This window comes from Vibrio sp. 1-Bac 57 (assembly GCF_037546855.1).
Lineage (GTDB): Bacteria > Pseudomonadota > Gammaproteobacteria > Enterobacterales > Psychromonadaceae > Psychromonas.
Window position 1 is genome coordinate 15,942 of the sequence record NZ_JALAAC010000028.1, and the last position, 23,362, is coordinate 39,303.

Annotated in this window: 18 protein-coding genes; 16 read left to right on the forward strand and 2 right to left on the reverse strand. The window is 37.1% G+C overall.

Annotated features, from left to right (window positions below):
- The first annotated feature begins 309 nt into the window (after window positions 1-309).
- From nirB to MT391_RS15675, 4 genes are all read left to right on the forward strand, one after another.
- The gene (gene nirB, locus MT391_RS15660) at window positions 310-2,835 is read left to right on the forward strand and encodes a nitrite reductase large subunit NirB (RefSeq protein ID WP_499498899.1); all 2,526 of its coding nucleotides are present in this window, start codon (window positions 310-312) and stop codon (window positions 2,833-2,835) included.
- A gap of 13 nt (window positions 2,836-2,848) precedes the next feature.
- Window positions 2,849-3,199, forward strand: coding sequence for a nitrite reductase small subunit NirD (gene nirD, locus MT391_RS15665; protein WP_166372424.1), 351 nt, complete (start codon window positions 2,849-2,851; stop codon window positions 3,197-3,199).
- 80 nt (window positions 3,200-3,279) lie between these two features.
- A complete protein-coding gene (locus MT391_RS15670; protein WP_166372423.1) occupies window positions 3,280-4,752 on the forward strand; it encodes a NarK family nitrate/nitrite MFS transporter in 1,473 nt (490 codons plus the stop codon).
- 88 nt (window positions 4,753-4,840) lie between these two features.
- The gene (locus MT391_RS15675) at window positions 4,841-6,595 is read left to right on the forward strand and encodes a bifunctional protein-serine/threonine kinase/phosphatase (RefSeq protein ID WP_499498901.1); all 1,755 of its coding nucleotides are present in this window, start codon (window positions 4,841-4,843) and stop codon (window positions 6,593-6,595) included.
- Window positions 6,596-6,715: 120 nt separating this feature from the next.
- Here MT391_RS15675 and MT391_RS15680 read toward each other — a convergent pair whose 3' ends face one another.
- On the reverse strand, window positions 6,716-6,982 hold the full coding sequence (locus MT391_RS15680) for a hypothetical protein (RefSeq protein WP_499498902.1): 267 nt from the start codon (window positions 6,980-6,982) through the stop codon (window positions 6,716-6,718).
- Between the two features lie 336 nt (window positions 6,983-7,318).
- Window positions 7,319-8,170 (reverse strand): class I SAM-dependent methyltransferase, encoded by an 852-nt coding sequence (locus MT391_RS15685; protein WP_499498904.1) that lies wholly within the window; start codon window positions 8,168-8,170, stop codon window positions 7,319-7,321.
- 372 nt (window positions 8,171-8,542) lie between these two features.
- On the opposite strand from MT391_RS15685, the gene rfbB reads away from it, so the two are divergent.
- The 12 genes from rfbB (at window position 8,543) to MT391_RS15745 (ending at window position 23,316) form a co-directional block, all read left to right on the forward strand.
- Window positions 8,543-9,616, forward strand: coding sequence for a dTDP-glucose 4,6-dehydratase (gene rfbB, locus MT391_RS15690; RefSeq protein WP_499498906.1), 1,074 nt, complete (start codon window positions 8,543-8,545; stop codon window positions 9,614-9,616).
- A gap of 17 nt (window positions 9,617-9,633) precedes the next feature.
- Window positions 9,634-10,503: a glucose-1-phosphate thymidylyltransferase RfbA gene (rfbA, locus tag MT391_RS15695; protein ID WP_499498908.1), complete on the forward strand. Its 870-nt coding sequence runs from the start codon at window positions 9,634-9,636 to the stop codon at window positions 10,501-10,503.
- A gap of 12 nt (window positions 10,504-10,515) precedes the next feature.
- Window positions 10,516-11,391 (forward strand): dTDP-4-dehydrorhamnose reductase, encoded by an 876-nt coding sequence (gene rfbD, locus MT391_RS15700; RefSeq protein ID WP_499498910.1) that lies wholly within the window; start codon window positions 10,516-10,518, stop codon window positions 11,389-11,391.
- An 18-nt stretch (window positions 11,392-11,409) separates the two neighbouring features.
- Window positions 11,410-11,961 (forward strand): dTDP-4-dehydrorhamnose 3,5-epimerase, encoded by a 552-nt coding sequence (rfbC, locus tag MT391_RS15705; RefSeq protein WP_499498912.1) that lies wholly within the window; start codon window positions 11,410-11,412, stop codon window positions 11,959-11,961.
- A gap of 155 nt (window positions 11,962-12,116) precedes the next feature.
- Window positions 12,117-12,863 (forward strand): ABC transporter permease, encoded by a 747-nt coding sequence (locus MT391_RS15710; protein ID WP_499498913.1) that lies wholly within the window; start codon window positions 12,117-12,119, stop codon window positions 12,861-12,863.
- 10 nt (window positions 12,864-12,873) lie between these two features.
- Complete coding sequence (locus MT391_RS15715; RefSeq protein WP_499498914.1) at window positions 12,874-14,184, forward strand: ABC transporter ATP-binding protein; 1,311 nt, start codon at window positions 12,874-12,876, stop codon at window positions 14,182-14,184.
- A gap of 114 nt (window positions 14,185-14,298) precedes the next feature.
- Complete coding sequence (locus MT391_RS15720; protein WP_499498916.1) at window positions 14,299-17,382, forward strand: glycosyltransferase; 3,084 nt, start codon at window positions 14,299-14,301, stop codon at window positions 17,380-17,382.
- 227 nt (window positions 17,383-17,609) lie between these two features.
- Window positions 17,610-18,503 carry a glycosyltransferase family 2 protein gene (locus tag MT391_RS15725; protein ID WP_499498918.1) on the forward strand — a complete coding sequence of 298 codons (894 nt, stop codon included), beginning with the start codon at window positions 17,610-17,612 and terminating at the stop codon, window positions 18,501-18,503.
- Entirely contained in the window at window positions 18,493-19,647 is a 1,155-nt protein-coding gene (locus tag MT391_RS15730; RefSeq protein ID WP_499498920.1) for a glycosyltransferase family 4 protein, read from the forward strand. The genes MT391_RS15725 and MT391_RS15730 overlap by 11 nt, the downstream gene beginning before the upstream one ends.
- Window positions 19,648-19,804: 157 nt before the next feature.
- Entirely contained in the window at window positions 19,805-20,755 is a 951-nt protein-coding gene (locus tag MT391_RS15735; RefSeq protein ID WP_499498922.1) for a UDP-glucose 4-epimerase family protein, read from the forward strand.
- Between the two features lie 8 nt (window positions 20,756-20,763).
- Window positions 20,764-21,324 carry a sugar transferase gene (locus MT391_RS15740; protein WP_499498924.1) on the forward strand — a complete coding sequence of 187 codons (561 nt, stop codon included), beginning with the start codon at window positions 20,764-20,766 and terminating at the stop codon, window positions 21,322-21,324.
- 90 nt (window positions 21,325-21,414) lie between these two features.
- Window positions 21,415-23,316, forward strand: a complete 1,902-nt coding sequence (locus MT391_RS15745; RefSeq protein ID WP_499498932.1) for a polysaccharide biosynthesis protein — start codon at window positions 21,415-21,417, stop codon at window positions 23,314-23,316.
- The last annotated feature ends 46 nt before the right edge of the window (window positions 23,317-23,362 follow it).

A 23,362-nucleotide genomic window follows, 5' to 3' on the forward strand; every position in this document is an offset into this window, starting at 1 on the left:
TTTTGCAGTAAATGTATAGAGTAGATCAAAATCAGCTTATCCATTCTTGCGATGAAATCGCACCAAATTAGCGCATTACGCACTGTTTATTCACATTTCTTTAACAATTTACCTTCGGAAATATCAATAAAAAACCTTACTATTTATCTTTTTGTGCCATAACTAATTGAATTTATTTATTTAGTTGTTTTTATTTTTATTGGCTTTTAAATTGGCCTCCCCTTTGCACTGTTTACATCAGATGTTTGTATCTACACCTATATAGATAACTAAACGCAACAAAACAGCAGTTAAAAGGGAATAGCGATTATGAGTAAACAACGCATTATTGTGGTTGGTAACGGCATGGTAGGACATAAATTTATCGATACGATTATCGGTAATGAACAATCAGAATTTGAGGTGATCACCTTCTCTGAAGAGTCCCGCTTAGCTTATGACCGTGTGCAATTAAGTTATTTCTTTTCAGGTAAAACTGCTGACGATCTCGCGTTAACGGATGCGGCCTATTACCAAGAGAACGGCATTAAATTTGTTCTTAACGATAAAGTCGTTGAATTAGATTTTGAAAACAAAAATGTAATCACGGCCAGCGGACGCATTGAAAGTTACGATAAATTAGTCCTAGCGACGGGCTCTTTTCCTTTTGTTCCGCCGATTCCAGGTAACGACCAAGAGCATTGTCATGTATACCGTACTATTGATGATTTAGAAGACATTACTAAATCAGGTGAGAGCAGTAAAACCGGCGTGGTTATTGGTGGTGGATTGTTAGGGCTAGAGGCCGGCAATGCACTGGTTAATTTAGGTGTTGAAACACACATTGTTGAATTTGCTCCACGCTTAATGGCTGTGCAGTTAGATGATGGTGGTGGTGCTTTATTAAAACGTAAAATAGAAGAGCTAGGTGTGCAAGTGCATACTGAAAAAGCGACCACTGAAATCGTTGCAGGTGAAACCTCTCGCTACCGTATGAACTTTGCGGATGGCACTTTTTTAGAAACGGATATGATTATCTTTTCTGCGGGTATTCGCCCTCAAGATGAATTGGCTCGTTTGTCCGGCATTCCAATTGGTGAACGTGGTGGCATTGTCATCAATAACCATTGTCAAACAGGTGTTGATGACGTTTACGCCATTGGTGAGTGTGCGCTATGGGATAACTTTATCTTTGGCTTGGTTGCACCGGGTTATCAAATGGCAAAAGTGGCTGCTGCACACATTCATGGTGATGCAGAAACTACTTTTACAGGTGCAGATATGAGTACCAAGTTGAAGTTACTTGGAGTTGATGTTGCCAGTATTGGTGAAGTTCATGGCCAAACACCTGGTGCTCAGTCTTATACTTATCACGATGAAATAGAACAAGTTTATAAACGTTTAATTGTATCAGCCGATGGAACCAAAATGGTTGGCGCTGTATTAGTGGGCGATGTCGATGCTTACGGTACATTATTGCAATTAAAACTAAATGACATGAAATTACCTGCCAACCCAAGTGTGCTTATTTTACCGTCTTCAGGTGGTGAAGAGGCTGCTGGAATGGGCGTTGATGCATTACCAGATACGGCGGCAATTTGTTCTTGTTTTGATGTTTCCAAAGGTGACATTAAGAATGCCGTTGCCGCGGGTTGTTGTAGCATGGGGGAACTCAAGGCATCAACTAAAGCAGCAACTGGTTGTGGAGGCTGTTCTGCACTCGCGAAACAAGTACTTGATAGCGAATTAGCAAGCCTTGGTTTTGAAGTGAAAAAAGATATTTGTGAGCACTTCGCTTACTCTCGCCAAGAATTAACAGACATTATCCGCGTTAAGAAAATTAAAACCTTTTCAGCATTATTGAGCGAATGTGGAAGTGGGCTAGGTTGTGAAATTTGTAAACCTGCTGTGGGAAGCATATTAGCGTCTTACTGGAATGCCTATGTATTAGAAGATGCACATGTTGGCTTGCAAGATACCAATGATAACTACCTAGGTAATATGCAAAAAGATGGCACTTACTCGGTGGTACCACGTATCCCAGGCGGCGAAGTGACTCCCGATGGTTTGATTGTGATTGGGCAAGTCGCTAAAGAATTTAACCTTTATACCAAAATAACCGGCGGCGCCCGTGTTGATCTATTTGGCGCTCAGTTACATGAACTACCTGCTATATGGAAAAAATTAGTCGATGCAGGTTTTGAAACGGGACATGCTTACGGTAAATCCTTACGTACTGTTAAAGCTTGTGTCGGTAACACTTGGTGTCGTTACGGGGTTAAAAATAGCATTGGTTTTGCGATTGATCTTGAGAACCGTTACAAAGGTTTACGCTCGCCACATAAAGTGAAATTTGGTGTGTCCGGTTGTACCCGTGAATGTGCAGAAGCGCAAGGTAAAGACTTTGGATTAATTGCAACAGATGGCGGTTGGAATCTCTACTTTGGTGGTAATGGTGGAATGCGTCCACGTCACGGTGACTTATTTGCCTCTGATTTAACAGATCAGCAGTTACGTACTTATGTCGACCGCATCTACATGTTTTATATTCGCACGGCTGATCGTTTACAACGTACTTCGGTATGGTTAGAGAACTTGGAAGGTGGCATTGAATACTTACGTGATGTGATTATTAATGACTCATTAAACATTAATGCTGAACTAGAAGCAGAAATGGAAAATAACATTGAGAACTATCAATGTGAATGGAAAACAACCATCGAGAGCCCTGAAAAACTTAAACGTTTTAAACACTTTATTAATAGCAAGGAAGAAGATACTGGTCTTGCCTTTAAAGTGATAAGGGGGCAACGCTTCCCTTTAGCAAAAGAAATTGAAATCACTGAATTAGTGTAAAGGAGATAATAAAATGGACATTACATCAACTAATACAAGCTGGACAAATATTTGTGCTGCAAACGATTTAACACCTGATGCAGGTATTTGCGCTCTGTTTAATGAACAGCAAGTGGCGATTTTTTTATGCCAACAAAATAACAGTGTTTATGCTGTTGCTAATTTCGACCCGTTTGGGGGAGCGAATGTGTTATCTCGTGGCATCATTGGTTCGACACAAGATATTACTTATGTTGCCTCTCCTTTATACAAACAGCGTTTTAATTTAGTAACTGGGGAATGTTTAGACTCAGACGAACACCAACTTAAAACCTTTAATGTTCGCATTGAAAATGAGCAAGTTCAGCTTAAAGAAGCAAGTTAAACAAACCTTTATAGTTAACAAACTATCACTAAAAAGCTTAATGTTTCATTAAGCTTTTGTATAAGACACACAGGATATATATGAGTAAAAGTAATTTTAATATTTTTTCTTTTCAGGGAAAAATGAAAACCTTACATTTAAGTTGGATGGCTTTTTTCATCACTTTTGCCGTTTGGTTTAACTTCGCTCCTTTATTGCATGCAGTAAAAGAAACCCTTGGATTAAGCACTGAAGAGATTAAAACGCTGCTGATCCTCAACGTAGCAATCACTATTCCTGCACGTGTTATTATTGGTTCACTAACAGATAAGTATGGCCCTCGAATTGTTTACTCCGCTTTATTGATCCTATGTTCAATTCCTTGTTTTACTTTTGCTTTTTCAGATAACTTTATGCAGGCTGCAATATCGCGTTTTGCACTCGGTTTTATTGGTGCAGGTTTTGTTGTTGGTATTCGTTTGGTTTCTGAATGGTTCCCGCACAATGAGCTTGGTACTGCTGAAGGTATTTACGGTGGTTGGGGTAACTTTGGTAGTGCAGCTGCTGCTTTCTCACTGCCTACAATCGCTCTATTATTTGGTGGCGAAGACGGTTGGCGCTATGCAATGGCCGTTACTGGTTTACTTAGTTTAGTATTTGGTTTTATCTTTTATGCCAATGTAACTGATACACCAAAAGGAGCGACTTACTTTAAACCGGCTAATTTAACGGCTATGGAAGTTACTTCTAAAGGTGATTTCTTTCTATTGTTGTTGATGAAAATACCTATGTACGCAGCATTAGCATTATTAGCTTGGAAACTTTCACCTGCTAATGTTGGTATGATCACCGATACAGTTTGTTACAGTATTTACGGTTTGTTATTAGCTTTATACCTGTATGAATGGTCACAGGTATGGAAAGTAAATAAATCTATTTTTACCACGCCAGTACCGGAAATTCATCAATACAAGTTTAAGCAAGTAGCGGTATTAAATATCCTTTATTTTGCTACATTTGGTTCTGAATTAGCCGTTGTTTCAATGTTGCCACTATTCTTTTTAGAAACATTTGAATTAACGCCAGTTGTTGCGGGTATGGTGGCTTCTGCTTATGCCTTCATGAACTTAGCTTCTCGCCCTGGTGGTGGATGGCTTTCAGACAGATTTGGTCGTAAATCTACGCTGATTATTTTGACTGCAGGTTTAGCCTTAGGTTATTTATTGATGGCGCAAATCGATGGTGGTTGGACGTTGTGGGTTGCTGTTGCAGCCGCAATGTTATGTTCTTTCTTTGTACAAGCTGGTGAAGGGGCTGTATTTGCTACAGTACCATTAATTAAGCGTCGTATGACGGGACAAATTGCAGGTATGACTGGTGCTTATGGTAACGTCGGTGCAGTTGTGTACTTAACTATCCTTTCTTTTGTTGATTACCAAACATTTTTCTACGTGATTGCGGTAACTGCATTTATCGGTTTGGTTACACTATTGTTTATGACTGAACCTAAAGGCAAGATTGCAGAAGTGAATGAAGATGGTAGTGTCACACTCATTGATGTTGGAAGTCACTAATCAGTATATGGCAGTTATTTTTAATGACTGCCAGCACAGATTCATAAGTGCTTCATAAGTAGGAATAACAAGTAAGGTCACAATCTGCATGAATAAGAGTCAATCAACGCCAAAGTTGAAAGTGTGCATCGGTGGTTATTCGACAGCGGGTAAGCGTTCGGTCAATCAAGATGCTTTTGCAGTGAAAGACCCTTATTCACCTTTAGAAAAAAGTACTAAAGGTATTGTTGCCTGTGTTGCTGATGGTGTGAGCTGCAGTAATAAAGGCCAACAAGCCAGTCATACCAGTGTGACACAATTTATCAGCGATTATTACAGTACTAATAAAAACTGGGATGTTAAAGAATCAGCGAGTAAAGTTCTCAATTCACTCAATAGTTGGTTATACCAACATAACCAAGATGACCTTCGCCATAATGGCTTGATCACTACTTTTAGTAGCTTGATTATCAAATCAAATACTGCCCACTTGTTACATATTGGCGATAGTCGTATTTATCGCTTTCGGGCTCAAAAATTAAAACAGTTATCTCATGATCACAGTAGAGCGGTTTATAAACAGAACCCGGTATTAACGCGTGCACTAGGTATGGATTGCCACATTGACATCGACTACCAAGCAATTCCTTTACAAGTTGAAGACTTGTTTATGCTGTGTAGCGATGGTGTGCATGATTATTTAGATAACAATACCCTCAGCGGCTACTTAAGCACCTTAAGTCAAGATGCTAATACCAAGGCCTTTGAGGAGCTTGCGCAAACAATTTGTGATGATGCCTTAGCGCAAGGTAGCAGTGACAATATCAGTTGTTTATTAATTAAAATCAGCACGCTTCCTAAAGCTGATTTAAGTGAATTATTTGCTCATTTAAATAGTTTGATTATTCCTCCTGCGCTACAAGTAGGGAATGAGATTGATTGTTTTCGTATTGATGAAATACTACATCAAGGTGTACGCAGCCATGTTTACCTCGCCACAGATAAAAGTAGCAATAAGTCAGTGGTGCTAAAAATGCCTTCTCTTAACTTTGAAGAAGACTTAAATTATCTATTAGGGTTTTATAAAGAGCAGTGGATAGGGCAATCAATTACACATCCCGCAATCATGTCAATAGCAGCTAATATTAAAAATTCTGTGTTTTTGTATCATATTTGCGAGCTAGTAGAAGGGATCTCCTTAAGGGATTGGATGCAAAGAAATCCAATCATAGAGCAGCAACAAGCTTATGATATTGTGACTAAAGTTGTAAATGCGGTGCGAGTATTACAGCGGGCAGGGATGGTGCATCGTGATTTAAAGCCTGAAAATATTATGATTTCAGATCAGGGAGAAGTGAAGCTCATTGATTTTGGTACGGTTAAAGTAAACGGCTTTGAAGAGATAGAAAAAGAACAGCAAGAAGAGCCGCTGGGGGCGGTCGATTATATTGCACCAGAATATTTAAATGAGGGGCAAAGTTCATCACTATCGGATCTATTTTCAATTGCGGTTATTGCCTATGAATTATTAGCAGGTCACTTGCCTTACCCCGGCAATCAAGGGCAATCATTAGATAGAGCAAGGCAGTACAGTTGGATTTATCAACCGATTAAAACCTATCGGCCAGAGTTATCAAACCGATTAGATAATGTATTGCAAAAAGCATTGGATCCGGATCCTCTAAAACGTTATAGCAGTATGAGTGAGTTTGTCGCTGAATTGAGTCATGTTCAAAAAAAGAAGCAATTAACAGAACCCAAGAAAACATTATTAGAGCGTGATCCTGTTAAGTTTTGGCAATGGTTAGCTTTTATTTTTATTGGTGTGAGCGCATTAGAGTTACTGTTATTGTTGAAAGGGTAGTAGTTTAATAAAAGAAGTTCTGGGGTAAGGGACTGCAATATTAATCAGATAGCGACTCACTGCCTATTGGTTTAGGAAGAGCTTTCGAGCAGTAAATAACCTCAACAGCTACTTTTGATATCACGCCACTCTATGCATCTGCTTTAAAGCACACTTACAAAGTCCGTTAGATAATGCGGGACATTTTTTACATGCCACCGATTTGTACGGAGTATAAGCAGAAGATAAATCCGCGGCATTAAAATCATTCGTAAAAGATAGGCTTGGCTTCAGCTGTTTATATTCATGTTGCTGATATTGCTTCGGCTCTTGTAGTTGCCTATCTTGATTGCGTTGAAGCTCTTTGATTTTATTGGTTAGTGCTTTGAATGCTTTTTTATTATCCATTCGTCACCTCATTATTTATCGTACTTATTAATAATGTAGCACTAATGCGAATAGAAATGAATATCATTATTATTGTTTTTTAAAGTATCAATGATTTTATTGCTTATCGCTGAAGTGAATTAGGCTAATGAGTAGTGTGTTATCAGTTAATCAAAAATGAAGAATAATTAATGGATGGAGGTATTCGATAATCTGATGCTGCAACAGGCATAAAATCAGTTAAAAAGCGCTTATGGCTGATAAGCGCTATAGATGGCTAGTAATTTAAGATGGCATGTTTAATCTTTAATCTTTAATCTTTAATCTTTAATCTTTAATCTTTAAGGTCTGGGTTTATTAATTACCGGTAATGACAGTTCTTAAGCCATAGTCTAGTATTTTGCCCGTTTGGCTTTTTACACTTAATGTGGTCACTTCTACTTTTTCACCATTACATAACTCATCGGTTATTTCTCGAATGCGTTGTGCATCTAAGCGTGGTGAATAGGTATTGGCAATGACAAACCCACCTTTAGCGCGTAATGCTAATGCAGCTTGTATTAATTCTGGAAACTTATTTTCTATTTTCCAACGCTCTTTTTTTGCACCAATCCCAAAAGCTGGTGGATCCATGATTAAACCTTGGTATTGTTTACCTCGTTTAATTTCACGTTGTGCAAATTTAAGTGCATCCTCTAACACCCAATGAATGTCAGTTAAGCCTGAGGACTCCATGTTCTCTTTCCCCCACTTGATGATCTGCTTTACTGAATCACAGTGTAATACTTCAGCGTCTTGCTCTCTTGCGACTAATGAGGCAACGCCGGTATAAGCAAACAAATTCAAAAAGCGATCACCGGCCTTTAAGTTGTTAGCAATAAAATCCCAGTTAGCACGTTGCTCTGGAAATAATCCTACATGCTTAAATTTAGTTAGGTGTAAGTTTATAGTGATATTATTAAAGGTTATTTGCCAATCATGTGCTAAATCACCCTGTAATGCTTTCCACTCTCCTGCGCTGCTGCTGCTTTCAATAAATTCGAAATGTGCTTTCGCTAGCCACTCCTTTTTAGATAAAACAGGTTCAAAATAAGCGTTCATTTCAGGGCGAATAGTGACAACATTTCCCCAACGTTCGAGTTTTTGATTATTACCTGCATCAATTAATTCGTAGTCATGCCATGGTGCAGTAAAGGTACGTTTCATCATAGGATTGTTAGCTTTTATATAAAGTGAATGGATAGACTGTGACAAGTAAAGACGATGAAACAGAAAGACGCTAAATTATACAAATGAAACCATAAAAATGCACATTTTATATAAGTGCTATTGTCCACTTATTGTATTACTGCCTCAAAAAAGGTAATCTCGCGCATCAAAGAATGGTTTGATTTTTATCATGGTTATTTTTGTCGACGAATTAATAGTTTATTAATAATTTCTGCGCTTTTTATAAAACTCTGTAAGACAGAATATAAATGCTTTAAGCATTTGCGGTGAGTGTTTAATCTCATTAGTTAATAATTCGTTTTAGTCAATATATAATGCTTAGAGTTACTATTAATATTTAAGGTTTATACAATGAAAATTTTAATAACAGGTGGTGCTGGTTTTATTGGGTCAGCAGTTATTCGTAACGTCATCAACAACACCACGGATAGTGTTATTAATGTTGATAAGTTAACATATGCGGGGAATTTAGAGTCTTTGCTTGAAATTTATCAAAGCGAGCGTTATTGCTTTGAGCAAGTTGATATTTGCGATAGGGCTGAGCTTGATAGAGTATTTACTACTCACCAACCCGATGTCGTGATGCACTTGGCTGCTGAAAGTCACGTGGACCGTTCAATTACAGGTCCAGCAGAGTTCATCCAAACTAATATAGTCGGTACTTATAATCTGTTAGAAGCCGCTCGTCAGTATTGGAGTTCCTTAAAAGATGACGCAAAAAAAGCATTCAGGTTTCATCATATTTCAACCGATGAAGTTTATGGTGACTTGCCCCACCCAGATGAACAAGAAGGTGAATTACCTTTATTCACTGAAGAAACCTCTTATGCACCAAGTAGCCCTTATTCTGCATCAAAAGCTTCTAGTGATCATTTAGTACGAGCTTGGTTACGTACTTATGGTTTCCCTACTATTGTCACTAATTGCTCGAATAATTACGGGCCTTATCATTTCCCTGAAAAGTTAATTCCATTAGTAATACTAAACGCTTTAGATGGAAAAGATTTACCAATCTACGGTAAAGGCGATCAAATTCGTGATTGGCTATATGTGGAAGATCATGCTCGAGCGCTTTATAAAGTCGTTACAGAAGGGCTAGTGGGTGAGACTTACAATATCGGTGGCCATAATGAGAAGCAAAATGTCGAAGTGGTGCAAACAATCTGTCATATTTTAGATACATTAGTGCCCAAAGACACAAAATATGCAGAGCAAATTACTTATGTCGCAGATCGCCCTGGTCATGATAGACGTTATGCAATTGACTCATCAAAAATGAGCGCAGAACTTGATTGGACACCAGTAGAAACATTTGAGACAGGCCTACGTAAAACCATTCAATGGTATTTAGATAACCAGCAATGGTGCTTGAATGTACAAGATGGCTCTTATCAGCGAGAGCGTCTTGGTGAAATCAACGTATAATTAAAAGGCGATATGCTATGAAAGGAATTATTTTAGCGGGTGGGTCTGGTACTCGACTATACCCATTGACGCGTGGTGTTTCAAAACAATTATTACCGGTTTATGATAAGCCGATGATCTATTATCCCTTATCTACACTTATGCTAGCAGGGATTCGTGAAGTTTTGATTATTACAACACCTGAAGATAATGAAAGTTTTAAGCGTTTATTAGGTAATGGTTCAGATTACGGCATTAATTTAACTTATGCAGTACAACCTTCTCCAGATGGATTAGCTCAGGCTTTTTTAATTGGAGAAGAGTTCATTGGCGATGATAATGTTTGCTTAGTGTTAGGTGATAATATTTATTATGGGCAGTCTTTTAGTAAAACATTAAAAAATGCGGCGAGTAGATCAGCGGGAGCTACCGTTTTTGGTTATCAAGTTAAAGACCCTGAACGTTTTGGTGTCGTTGAGTTTGATGAAAATATGAAAGCGATATCGATAGAAGAGAAACCAGATAAACCAAAATCAAATTATGCTGTTACTGGATTATATTTTTACGATAATCAAGTGGTTGAATTAGCCAAACAAGTGAAACCATCTCATCGTGGCGAGTTAGAAATTACAACGCTGAATGAGATGTACTTAAAAGCGGGTTCTTTAAATGTTGAATTATTGGGCCGAGGATTTGCGTGGTTAGATACGGGTACCCATGAAAGCCTCCATGAAGCGTCGTCATTTGTGCAAACTATTGAACATGTCCAAGGTTTGAAAGTGGCGTGTTTGGAGGAGATTGCGTGGCGTAATGGGTGGTTAACCAATGAACAACTGGTTACAATAGCGACACCAATGCTAAAAAATGAATATGGCAAATACTTGGCTGCTCTTGTTAAAAATAACTAAAAATAGGTGTTTATGAAAGTTCTTATCACAGGATGTAATGGGCAGGTTGGTCGTTGTTTAGTGGAGCAATTTAATTTATCAGCAGATTTACTCGCGGTTGATCGCTCGCAACTAGATATTACCAATAAAAGTGCTGTTGATAAGCTTGTTGATGCATTTAAGCCTGATGTAATCATGAATGCTGCTGCATACACCGCAGTAGATAAAGCGGAAGATGAAATTGATTTATCTTATGCAATTAATCGCGACGGGCCAAAATTTCTAGCGGAAGCAGCAGAGCGAAATAATGTGCTAATTATGCATATATCAACAGATTATGTGTTTTCTGGTGATAAAGAGGGTTCTTATTGCGAGGAAAACCCAACGGCGCCACAAGGTGTATACGGTGCAAGTAAATTAGCAGGTGAACAAGCTGTTATTGCTGCATGCTCGCGGCATATTATTTTGCGAACAGCATGGGTTTTTGGCGTGTATGGTAATAATTTTGTAAAAACCATGCTACGTTTAGCTAAAACACGCGACACCTTGGGTGTGGTGGGAGATCAGTTTGGCGGACCGACTTATGCGGGTGATATCGCATCGGCATTAATAACTATGGCTAAATCAATTTGTGTGGGTAACAATAGTAAATATGGCATTTATCATTTCTCGGGTTTGCCGCACGTCAGTTGGAGTCAGTTTGCTCAATGCATATTTGACGAAGCGGTACAACAAAAGGTGATTGCTCAATCCCCTGTTGTTAATTCAATTACAACCGTAGATTACCCCACACCAGCAAAACGACCTGCTAATTCAAAATTAGATACAACGTTAATTAACGATAAATTTGGACTTCAGGCAAGTGATTGGAAGAAAGCCCTAAATAATATTAAAGCATATACAAACTAATAATAGATTGAGTCGATTATGAACATTATTGAAACAAATATTCCGGATGTAAAGATTATTGAACCTGCAGTTTATGGTGATGAGCGCGGTTTTTTTATGGAAACATGGAACCACAAAGTATTTGAAGAAAAGGTAACAGGTAAACCAACTTCATTTGTACAAGATAATCACTCAAAATCTAAGAAAGGAATTTTGCGTGGTCTGCATTACCAAACGGATAATACACAAGGTAAATTAGTGCGAGTCGTATCAGGCGAAGTTTTTGATGTCGCTGTTGATTTAAGAGAAAGTTCAGCAACCTTCGGGCAGTGGGTTGGAATTTATCTCTCTGCAGAAAACAAACGTCAGTTATGGGTTCCAGAAGGTTTTGCACATGGCTTTTATGTAACCAGTGATGAGGCTGAGTTTGTTTATAAATGCACTGATTATTACAATCCGAAAGGTGAAGTTTCAATTAAGTGGGACGATCCTGAAATTGGTGTCGAGTGGCCTCTGTCTATTAATGGAAGTCCTGATCTTTCAGTAAAAGATGCAGAAGGTTTGTCATTTAAAGATGTACCATACTTTTAAAAATAAGAATAAAGAAGTCACTACGGTATTAAAGTGAGTGATGAATTAGAGTTCTAAAATAAGGACTATGGTATTTGTAGTCCTAGGGTCAAATCATGTTATCTAAAATTAATTTTTTCTCTCCTCTTGTCAAGCATAAAGGATTGATCTGGACAATGGCTAAACGTGATTTAGCACTTAGATATAAGGGTTCAGTGATGGGAATGCTATGGAGTTTTGTTAACCCATTACTGATGCTTGGTATTTATACTTTTGTTTTTCAACACGTGTTTAAAGCTAAATGGGGTGTTGAAGTTGCTAATCCTATTGGTTATGCAGTTATACTTTTTTCAGGTCTAGTTTTACATATGTGGTTTGCGGAGGTACTGACGAGAGCTGTCTCTTTAATTTCATCTAACGCTAACTTTGTAAAAAAAGTGGTTTTTCCACTTGAGGTGCTTCCTTGGGTGGTTTTGATTGCATCTTGCATTCAATTTTTAGCGGCTCTTATTGTTCTGTTTGCTTTTATGTTATTTGAAGGTGCGGAGATAGGACCACAAATATTATTGTTTCCACTAGCTATTTTCCCTTTTTCTATCATGTTAATTGGTTGTGCTTACTTCTTTGCTGCATTAGGTTTGTTTATTAAAGATTTGGAGCAATTTATTCAGTCTTTTGTGACGATTCTGCTTTTTACCAGTACCATTTTCTTTTCATTACAAAATGTACCAGAAATCATTCGACCTTTTATAAAAATTAACCCATTAACTATTCCGGTTGAAGCATTCCGGGATTTTGTTTTGTTTGATGGCTTGTCTGCTGTAAGTGATCTTTTTGTATTCACTTTCCTAAGCTTTGTATTTGCATGTTTTAGCTATTATATGTTTAAAAAGCTAAGACCGCTTTTTCCTGACGTACTGTAAGAGAGATATAATGACTGCTATTACGGTTAATGATCTTAAAAAAAACTACTTATTATATGATTCGCCATTTGATCTTTTAAAAACATATTTATTTCCCAACAGGGCAAAAAAAGAATTCGCGGCCTTAAAAGGGATCTCTTTTACGGCCAAAAAAGGCGAAACGCTAGGGATTGTTGGGCATAATGGTTCGGGAAAATCAACGTTATTACAGATTATCACGGGTGTATTGCAATCGACTTCGGGCTGCGTTGAAGTTAATGGACGCGTTGGGGCCTTGTTAGAGTTAGGCTCTGGATTTAACCCTGAGTTTACAGGTCGGGAAAATGTTTGCTTCAACGCTTCGATTCTTGGTCTTAGTAAAGAAGAAATAGCAGATCGCTTTCAGCAAATTGTCGATTTTGCGGATATTGGTGAATTCATTGATCGTCCGGCCAAAACTTACTCTTCAGGTATGATGCTGCGCCTGGCATTTGCGGTGGTCATCAATATCGAACCTGATATATTAATTGTTGATGAAGCCCTTGCTGTTGGTGATGATGCCTTCCAAAGAAAGTGCTTTTCGAGAATTAAACAACTCCAAGAAAATGGTGTAACTATATTGTTAGTTTCGCACAGTGCTGGGAGTGTTGTAGAACTTTGCGATCGGGCTATTTTACTTGACCATGGTGAGCTGCTTGCCGAAGGTGAGCCAAAAGATATTATCAATTGTTACCATAAACTTATACATATGGAACCGAGTAAAAAGCTTGTATTCAGAGAAAAAATCAAGGGAGGTGCCATTGAACAAGATAATGAAATTGACGAAAAAAAAGTTGTGTTTGTTGATACCTCACTTTACACACCTGATTTAGAGCCGACTACGACCATCTGGTATGAGCAAAGAGGAGCAAAAATAACCAATCCGAGATTATTAAATACTGAAGGTAACAGAGTTAATTTGCTCCAATCTGGTCGGCAATACTCATTCTGTTTCGATGTCGAGATTAGTGAAACTGCATTTAGATTGGGATTTGGCATGCTGATTAAGACGCTTTCAGGTTATGAAATTGGAGGTGCAACGTCACATATGGATAGTGATGTTGTGGTTGAGTTTGCAGAAAAAGGGGCTAGTTTTGCAGTTACTATAAAATTCAATTGCAATGTTAGAAATGGTACGTATTTCATGAATTGTGGCTGTGTTGGGATGGTACAGGGTAACTTGGAGTTCTTGCACCGAGGCGTTGATGTTTTAATGTTCTCTGTAATGGAAGAAAATAAGCTAAGTACGGGAGTTGTAGATTTTTCACCACAATTTTCGTTGCTTCAACACGATAAACATTGACGATCTTTTTTCTCAGTAATATCTATCACTCGGGCAAAATAAGAAAGATATTTTGAGTTTTTTGGTTATGTAATTGAATTACATAAATATTAATTAATAGAATAGGCAATCTGAATGGCAGAAAAAACATTAATAATGATTCTTGGGATGCACCGAAGTGGTACAAGTGCAATCACCAAAGGATTGGAAACTCTGAGTGTCTCATTAAGTGAAAATTTATTGTTAGAAAACGAGTCAAATAATAAAGGGCATTGGGAGGACTTGGATGTTTTATCCATTAATGAAAAATTGCTCCATTACGCCGGATTAGAATGGTATTCCCCTATTCCATTTCCTATTGATAAGCTTGATGAGCCTTTTTGTCAAGCCTTAGCGGATGAAGCAGCTTCTTTACTTAAAAAAAAGATATCAAAACATACCTTATGGGGATTCAAAGATCCCAGATCTTCCCGACTATTGCCCTTCTGGTTGGGCGTATTTAAACGTGCAGACATAAAACCAAAATTTATTTTAGCTATAAGAAATCCTTTAGACGTAGCATTGTCTCTAAAAAAACGTAATGAATTTGATTTTTTACATTCTTATTATTTATGGTTGCTACATATACTTCCTAATCTAGAATTTTTAGTTGAATTTGATTATGCGATAGTGGATTTTTCTTCACTTTTGGAAATGCCAGAGCAAAGCATTAGGTATATTGCGGAAAGATTGAAACTTAACGTTAATGATAATCTTTTATCTAAATTTAGTGAAAGTTACCTAGACTCTTCTTTATGTCATAACAGTAGCGATATCTCTGATCTTCTTGTAAGTAAAGATTCCAGTGACTTATTGGTAACTGCATACAAGGCTTTATTGGCGGCGAGTTTAGATATAAAGGGAGTTAATGAGTTAAGCTTTAAAAATAATTTTCCTGAGTTTATTAAGGAGTTTGAGGACTGTCAAAATGATTATTTATCAAAGCTATTGGTGACTTTATATAAAAAGCATTTTAATCTACATGAAAAATATTTGACGCTACAGCATGAAAAAAACTTACTGGGCATATCTTGTAGTGGGCTAGAAAGTGATAATCATAGTTTCCTTGTAAAGGTTAATGATCTAGAAAGTCATAATCAAAATTTACTTGTTAATATTAAAAATATGGAAGAACAGCTTGCTAATATAGCTAATGATTTACATGCAGCACATACTCAGCTTAATCTTTTATATCAATCTACTAGCTGGAAAATAACAATGCCGTTGAGAACAGTGTCACGATTATTTCGTGGGGATTGGCCTGCAATTAAATTGAGTATCCATCACTATACTCCATTATTAGCCCATGCGTTTAACCCCGCTGCAGGAGGGATTATAGCGAGATTACGTCGCGCGATATCCCTATTAATTCAAGAAGGTCCAAAAGCCGTTTTTAATAAGGTAAAAACACTCAACAGTAGAGTGGAAGTCTCTTCGGAAAGCCCTTCTGATTATCAAAGTTGGTTAGCTCATCACGACAACCAAGAAGAGTCAGATGCAGCGAAGTTGCTTGAGTTACTACCGAGTATGCGTCAACCATTGATATCAATCGTGATGCCGACCTATAACACAGATGAAAAATTCTTACGTTTATGTATCGAATCAGTATTAGATCAGTCTTATTCGAATTGGGAGTTGTGTATTGCGGATGATGCGTCATCAGATCTTCAAGTGATCAAAGTGTTAGAAGAATATCAAACGAAAGATAAACGTATAAAAGTGGTCTGTCGCAAAAAGAATGGCCATATATCAGCTTCGACCAATAGTGCATTAGATCTTGTGTCTGGGGAATGGCTTGCTTTACTTGATCACGATGATGAGTTACCTCTACATGCTTTGGCTTATGTGGTTAAAGCTATTAATGACAGCCCAAATGTTGAATTGATCTACAGTGATGAAGATAAAATCGATGATCAAGGTAATCGACTTTCCGCTCATTTTAAATCTGATTGGAATTTAGATTTACTCTATAGTCAAAACTACGTTTCTCATTTAGGCGTTTATAAAACAAATATAGTAAAAAAAATAGGCGGATTTAGAGTCGGGTATGAAGGCAGTCAAGATTATGATTTGCTGTTACGCTATTCACGGGAAATAGATCATACCAATATTATTCATATTCCTAAAGTGCTTTATCACTGGCGTATGGTGGAGGGATCAACTGCATTAGATTCTGACGAAAAATCTTATACAACAGAAGCCGGAATCAAGGCGTTGAAGGATCATTTTGCTGCCTTAGATAAAAATGTTACCGTCGAACGTGGAATGGCAGATAATATATACAAAGTTAATTGGCCCTTTGTTAATGCAGAGGGTAATGAACCTTTAGTGTCGTTGATAATCCCTACTTATAATGGCTATGAGATCACCAAGCAAGCAATCGAATCTATTTTAAGTAAAACTACTTACCGTAACTTTGAAATTCTATTAGTTGATAATAATTCGAATGACCCTACCTCTTTAGAATATTTTGAAAAAATAAATCAACATGAAAAGGTTACCTTATTACGTTACCCTTATCCATTTAACTATTCTGCGATAAATAATTTTGCTGTTAAGCATGCTAAAGGTGAAATTCTAGGGTTAATCAATAATGATATAGAAGTCATCAATTCAGAGTGGCTATCAGAAATGGTGTCTCACGCACAACGAGAAGATATTGGCTGTGTTGGAGCAATGCTTTATTATCCAAATGAGACCATTCAACATGCCGGTGTTATTATTGGACTTGGAGGGGTTGCTTGTCATTCACATAAAGGCTTTAAGCGTAACCACCCTGGGTACTTTCGACGCTTACAATCTGTTCAAAACTATTCAGCGGTGACTGCTGCTTGTTTATTAGTAAGAAAAGATATTTTTAACGAAGTTAACGGATTAAATGAATTAGCTTTAACAATAGCTTTTAATGATGTTGATTTTTGTTTGAAAGTGCAAGCTGCAGGATATCGTAATCTTTGGACGCCTTATGCAGAGCTATATCACCATGAATCCATTAGCCGTGGCACAGAAGATAATCCGGAAAAAATAGCACGATTCAATAAAGAAATTCAGTACATGTTAGCCCATTGGAAAACAGATAAAATATCTGATTTTGCTTATAATCCGAATTTAACTATCTATCATGAAAACTTTAGTTTAGCTTGGCCTTCCAGGTTTAAAATCGTAGGCAAAAGTAATTAAGGAGTCGATGTTTTTATTGTAAAATAAGTATAATGTCGTTGTTTTTTGTAATTACTCAGGTCGTTACCACTTAAGCATCTTTCTAAGTTGAAAAATGCCTATAAAATTTCTGGAATGAATTTTTATACCCTTTGGGTGGCTTAAACATGAGCTTTACAGCATTACTTTAATAATAATACCTTAATTCTGAGAGGTGTTGAGCTGTTACATTCGGAGTTTCATTTATAATGCCTAAGATTGTTGCAATAGTTGTATCCTATTACCCAGATGAAAGTGATTTACTTAATTTATGTGAAGCAATTAAAGGGCAAGTACATAAAATTTTTGTCGTTGATAATACTCCTAATCAATTGTCTTTTTTAAATGACTATACGGAGCTAAATGTAAATTGCTTTCATTTACAAGAGAATATGGGGATAGCATATGCGCAAAATTTTGGTATTAAAGAAGCTTTAAATGAAGGGTTCACTGATTTTCTACTACTTGATCAAGATAGTACTCCTTTACCAGATATGGTTGAGAAGTTACTCGCAACAAGATCAAGTGCCGAGATTGAAGGAATAAGGGTCGGAGCCGTTGGTCCACAACAAGTTGATCTTCATCGAAATGATTTATTAACACCGTTCGTTTGTCTAAATGGGCATAAAATTGAGCTTATTTATAATTCATCTAAAACCTATTGTGAAACTTGCTTCCTTATCGCTTCTGGCTGCCTAATTTCAGCTGAAGCGCTTAAGTCAATTGGCTATAAAGAGGAAGATTTGTTTATTGACTGCGTCGATCTGGAGTGGGGGTTTCGGGCAACGTCAAAAGGGTTCTCATGCATAGGTTCATTTCAAGCTAAATTAAATCATGAACTCGGGGATATTCCACTTAAGGTCTTTGGCCGTGAATTAACCTATCATTCACCCTTGCGACATTATTATTTTTACCGTAATTTTTACTTTCTTTTGCGTCGTAACTATGTGCCTACAACGTGGAAAATACATGTTTTATTCAAGTCATCCATGCAGGCATTTATTTTTAGTCTGTTTAGTCGTGAACCTGTTGCCCAAGTTAAAATGATATTTAAAGGAGTTTGTCACGGCTTAATAGGTAAAATGGGAAAGTATGAAGAATAAAAAATTACTTTTTATAATCAATGTCGATTGGTATTTTAAATTGCATTGGCTTCCTCGTGCTATTGCAGCAAAAGAATCTGGATTTGATGTTATTGTCGCGGCTCACTTTAGTAATCCTGCTATCCGTACAGAGCTAAGAACGTTAGGTTTTTCTTTGAAGCCGATTTTTCTTGATCGAAAAAGTATTAATCCGGTAAATAATTTTAAGACTAAGCAGCATATTGCTAAACTAATAGATAAAATACAGCCTGATATAGTGCACTCTATTACAGTTAAACCGAATGTATACTCCGGACTAATTTGTTGTAAACGAAAAATCTGCCAAGTGATGAGTGTCACTGGGTTAGGTTTGACGTTTTCAAGTAAAAAAATGAAAGCTAAAGCAGCCAAAAAAATTATTAGCCGCCTTTATAGAAAGGTGGCTGTAAATTCAAATTCGCATATTTTATTTGAGAATGAAGATGATAGAGAGCTTTTTTCTTGTATGCGTATTGCCGAAAAATCTAGACTCACGGTTATTGCTGGAGCGGGAGTTGATTTAACAGAATATTCTTATCAGGAAGAGGAAGAAAACGTTTATCCAATAATCCTTTTCGCTGCCAGAATGTTATGGGATAAAGGATTGGCGGATTTAGTTGCTGCAGCCGCAATTTTGCGTAACAAAGGTGTGAAGTTCGAGCTTCAGGTCGCTGGAATATTAGATAACCAGAGTAGCGCGGCTATTTCCGAGTTACAGATTGAGAAATGGAATAGTCAGGGGGATATTAATTGGCTTGGGGAAGTAAAGGATATGCCAAAGCTTATTGGTCTCGCTAATATTGTTTGTTTGCCGACAACCTATGGGGAAGGAGTGCCGAGAGTATTAATTGAGGCTGCTGCTATTGGCCGAGCTATTGTGACAACCGATGTTAATGGTTGCCGAGAGATTGTTTTAAATAACAAGTCTGGGATTCTTGTTCCTCCTCGCGACGTAAAGGCGCTGGCTGCAGCGCTAGAGATGCTATTGTTGGATAAACAAACTAGAATTGGATTTGGTCTACAGGGTCGTCAATTAGTTGAAGAAAAATTTTGCCAAAAAATAGTAATTCAACGGACTTTGGAAATTTATAATGAATTATTAGTAAACAAATCAAAAGCTAAATAGATTATGCAAACAGCTAAATTTCTTTCAATCTAAATTTAACCTGAACAGTGACTCCTATTTAAAGTAACATATATAAAAATTAGATGTAGTTGATAATGTGTAACAATATCTCTATATGTAATCATAGTGTGATCATGTTTGAATATGCAGGCTTATAGTGAAAAAAATTATTATTACAGGGGCAAATGGTTTCGTTGGATCCGCGTTATATAAATGTCTCCAAGAAACCAAGTCATTTTTTCTATTGCAAACGGCACGGTTCAATGCTGACAGTAATTTACTCAATATCGATTTTTCCGTTGATTTTAATATCGAAAATGAACTTAATGGTGTTGACGTTGTTATCCATTGTGCTGCACGAGTGCATGTAATGAATGATACTGATAGTAATCCTTTAGATGCATTTCGTGCTGTTAATACTAATGGCACGCTAAATCTTGCCCAACAAGCTGCAAATGCAGGCGTAAAACGTTTTATATTTATTAGTAGTATTAAGGTCAATGGTGAATCTACCGCACTAGGTTTTCCATTCAAACCGGATGATGATTTTATCCCTACCGATCCTTATGGGTTAAGTAAATATGAAGCAGAAGTTGGCTTACGTAAGATAGCGGAACAAACGGGAATGGAAGTGGTGATTATTCGTCCGCCATTGGTTTACGGGCCAGGGGTTAAAGCAAATTTTGCTTCTATGATGAAATGGATGAACAAAGGTCTGCCTTTACCATTGGGCGGTATTAAGAGTAATAAACGTAGTCTTGTCTCTGTGGACAACTTAGTTGATTTGATAATAACTTGTATAAAACACCCCAATGCGGCAAATCAAATATTTTTAGTCTCAGATGATGAGGATATTTCAACTTCAGAACTGTTAAGTAATATGGCTGCAGCACTGGAAGTCTCTAATCGATTATTACCAGTACCAAGTTTATTTTTTGCATTGGTAGCAAAGCTTATAGGCAAGCCTGCTATATCACTACGTTTGTGTGGATCGTTACAAGTTGATATATCTAAAACGAAAGAACTGTTAAACTGGCAACCTCCTTACAGCGCTGCTGAGTGCATGAAAAAAACAGCAGATACTTTTCTTGAAAATAACAGTAAGTAATTATTTTAATGAACAATTTTATTATTTGTATTTTTGATTTTGTAATGGCTTTTTTTGGTTTATGTATTACATCTCCAATTTTAATTATTATTGCCATTATTGGTTACTTTGATACTGGCTCACCGATTTTCATTCAAGAAAGAGTTGGCAAAAATAAGCGAGCGTTTAAACTTATTAAATTTCGTACCATGTCTGTTGGAACAGAATCTGTTGCGAGTCATCTTGCAAGCAATTCATCAATTACTAAGTTAGGATCTCTTTTACGCAAAACTAAAATTGATGAGTTGCCGCAATTGATTAATGTATTAAAAGGTGAAATGAGTTTTGTTGGCCCGCGTCCTAATTTATTTAATCAGAAAGAACTGATCGCAGAGCGTGAGCGCCTACACGTTTATGATGTGCTACCTGGTATCACAGGTCTTGCTCAGGTTAATGCTATTGATATGTCTACGCCTAAATTACTTGCGAAAACAGATCAAAAAATGATTCAGGAATTAACCATCCAAGCTTACTTTAAATATATCATAATGACGGTAACAGGAAGTGGCTCTGGTGATCGAGTTCAATAGCAATCCCATCGCGCTAATATTAATTTAACTATGTTTTCTACTTTTATGCCCAATCATAAGGTTTTTCCCTTTTCTTTTTAGAGGTATCAAATCATCATTAACTCTATCTTATCAACCTCTCGGTTTTACAAGCGTGTTTTTAGCCTTTTTATTGATACACTTTTTGTCACCGTTGCTTTTTTTGGCGCTTTCTTGACCCGCCTAGGTAACGTTGATTTTGTTGATCATTGGTTACTTGTAGCTTCTCTTGCTTTATGGACACTTTTTATTTTTGCAAGAGTTGGATTATATCGTGCTATTTTGCGTTATTTGAGTGTACATGCTTTATTAACCATCGTGATTAGTTGTTTTGCTTCCGCAATATTGCTTATTGTATTGGGATACTTTTTCGATATTTTTATACCTCGTTCAGTCCCAATTATTTATGCTACTTATCTGATTTTACTTTGTGGTGGTGCTCGGTTATGTGTACGTATTATTGTTTCACAGGCGATGAGCAAAGAAAAAGTTCGTATCATTGTTTATGGTGCTGGGGACTCCGGGCGCCAGCTAGTTAATTTGTTACGTCAAGGTCATGAATATCACCCTGTAGCTTTTATTGATGATGAAAAGCGTTTATTTAAGACTGTCGTTAATGGTTTAACCGTTTCCAACCGTAACAATTTACATTCTTTAATTACTAAAAAACGGGCCTCTATAATTCTATTAGCGATACCAAGTGCAACAAGGACTCAACGTAAAAATATTATTGACTCGCTTGTAGATCTCCCTGTCGAGATAAAGTCAATTCCAAAATTTTCTGATTTAGTCTCTGGAGCCGCAACTATTGATCAGTTACGTGATGTCCCGATCGAAGACTTACTAGGCAGAGAGCCGGTACCAGCTATACCTCAACTGCTCGAAGCAAATATTCAAAACAAAATTGTTATGGTGACTGGTGCGGGTGGCTCTATTGGTTCTGAACTATGCCGACAAATCGTTCAACAAAAACCAAGCTCTCTTATATTATTTGAATTATCCGAATTTGCATTATACAAAATAGATAAAGAATTATCTGAGCTAGTTATAGAGAAAGGTTTAAATATAAAAATTATTCCCTTACTGGGGTCGGTGCAACGTTTAAACCGTTTGAAAACGGTGCTAAAAAGCTTTCAAGTGCAAACTTTGTATCATGCTGCCGCTTATAAGCATGTGCCATTGGTTGAGTTTAATGTAGTAGAGGGAGTTCGTAATAATGTTTTTGGTACTTATTATACCGCGTTAGCCGCTATTGAAGCAGAGGTTGAATCATTTGTTTTGATTTCAACTGATAAAGCGGTTCGCCCTACTAACGTGATGGGGACAACTAAGCGTATGGCTGAGTTGGTATTACAATCTTTAGCCGCTGAAAATAATAACACTCGTTTTTGTATGGTCCGGTTTGGTAATGTATTAGGTTCATCTGGCTCCGTTATTCCATTATTTAAACGACAAATTGCTGAGGGGAATTATGTCACTGTAACTCATCCAGATATCATTCGTTATTTTATGACTATTCCAGAGGCTGCTCAGTTAGTTATTCAAGCAGGGGCGCTAGGTAAAGGTGGTGATGTATTTGTTTTAGATATGGGGGAGCCAGTTAAAATAGTTGATTTAGCATCTAACCTTATCAAATTATCTGGGTTAGAAGTAAAGTCTGAATCAAACCCTTATGGTGATATCGAAATCCGTTATACTGGATTACGACCAGGAGAGAAGTTGTTTGAAGAGTTATTAATTGGTGATGATGTTGGTAAAACTGAGCATGAACGTATTATGTGTGCTCATGAGAGCTTTTTGCCCTATAGTGAGTATAAAGTTATTTTAGAAGAGCTCGATAGTGCTTGTCATGACTTTGATCATCAGAAAATTAGAGATATTTTATTGGCTGTTCCGGCTGGTTTTAACCCAACTGATGGCATTGGTGATTTGGTCTGGAATGCTCAGAATAAAGTTGCAGAGTTATCTTCTTAATCCTATTTTCTAGTCGTCATTGTTAGAGCTTAAATATGACGCATAT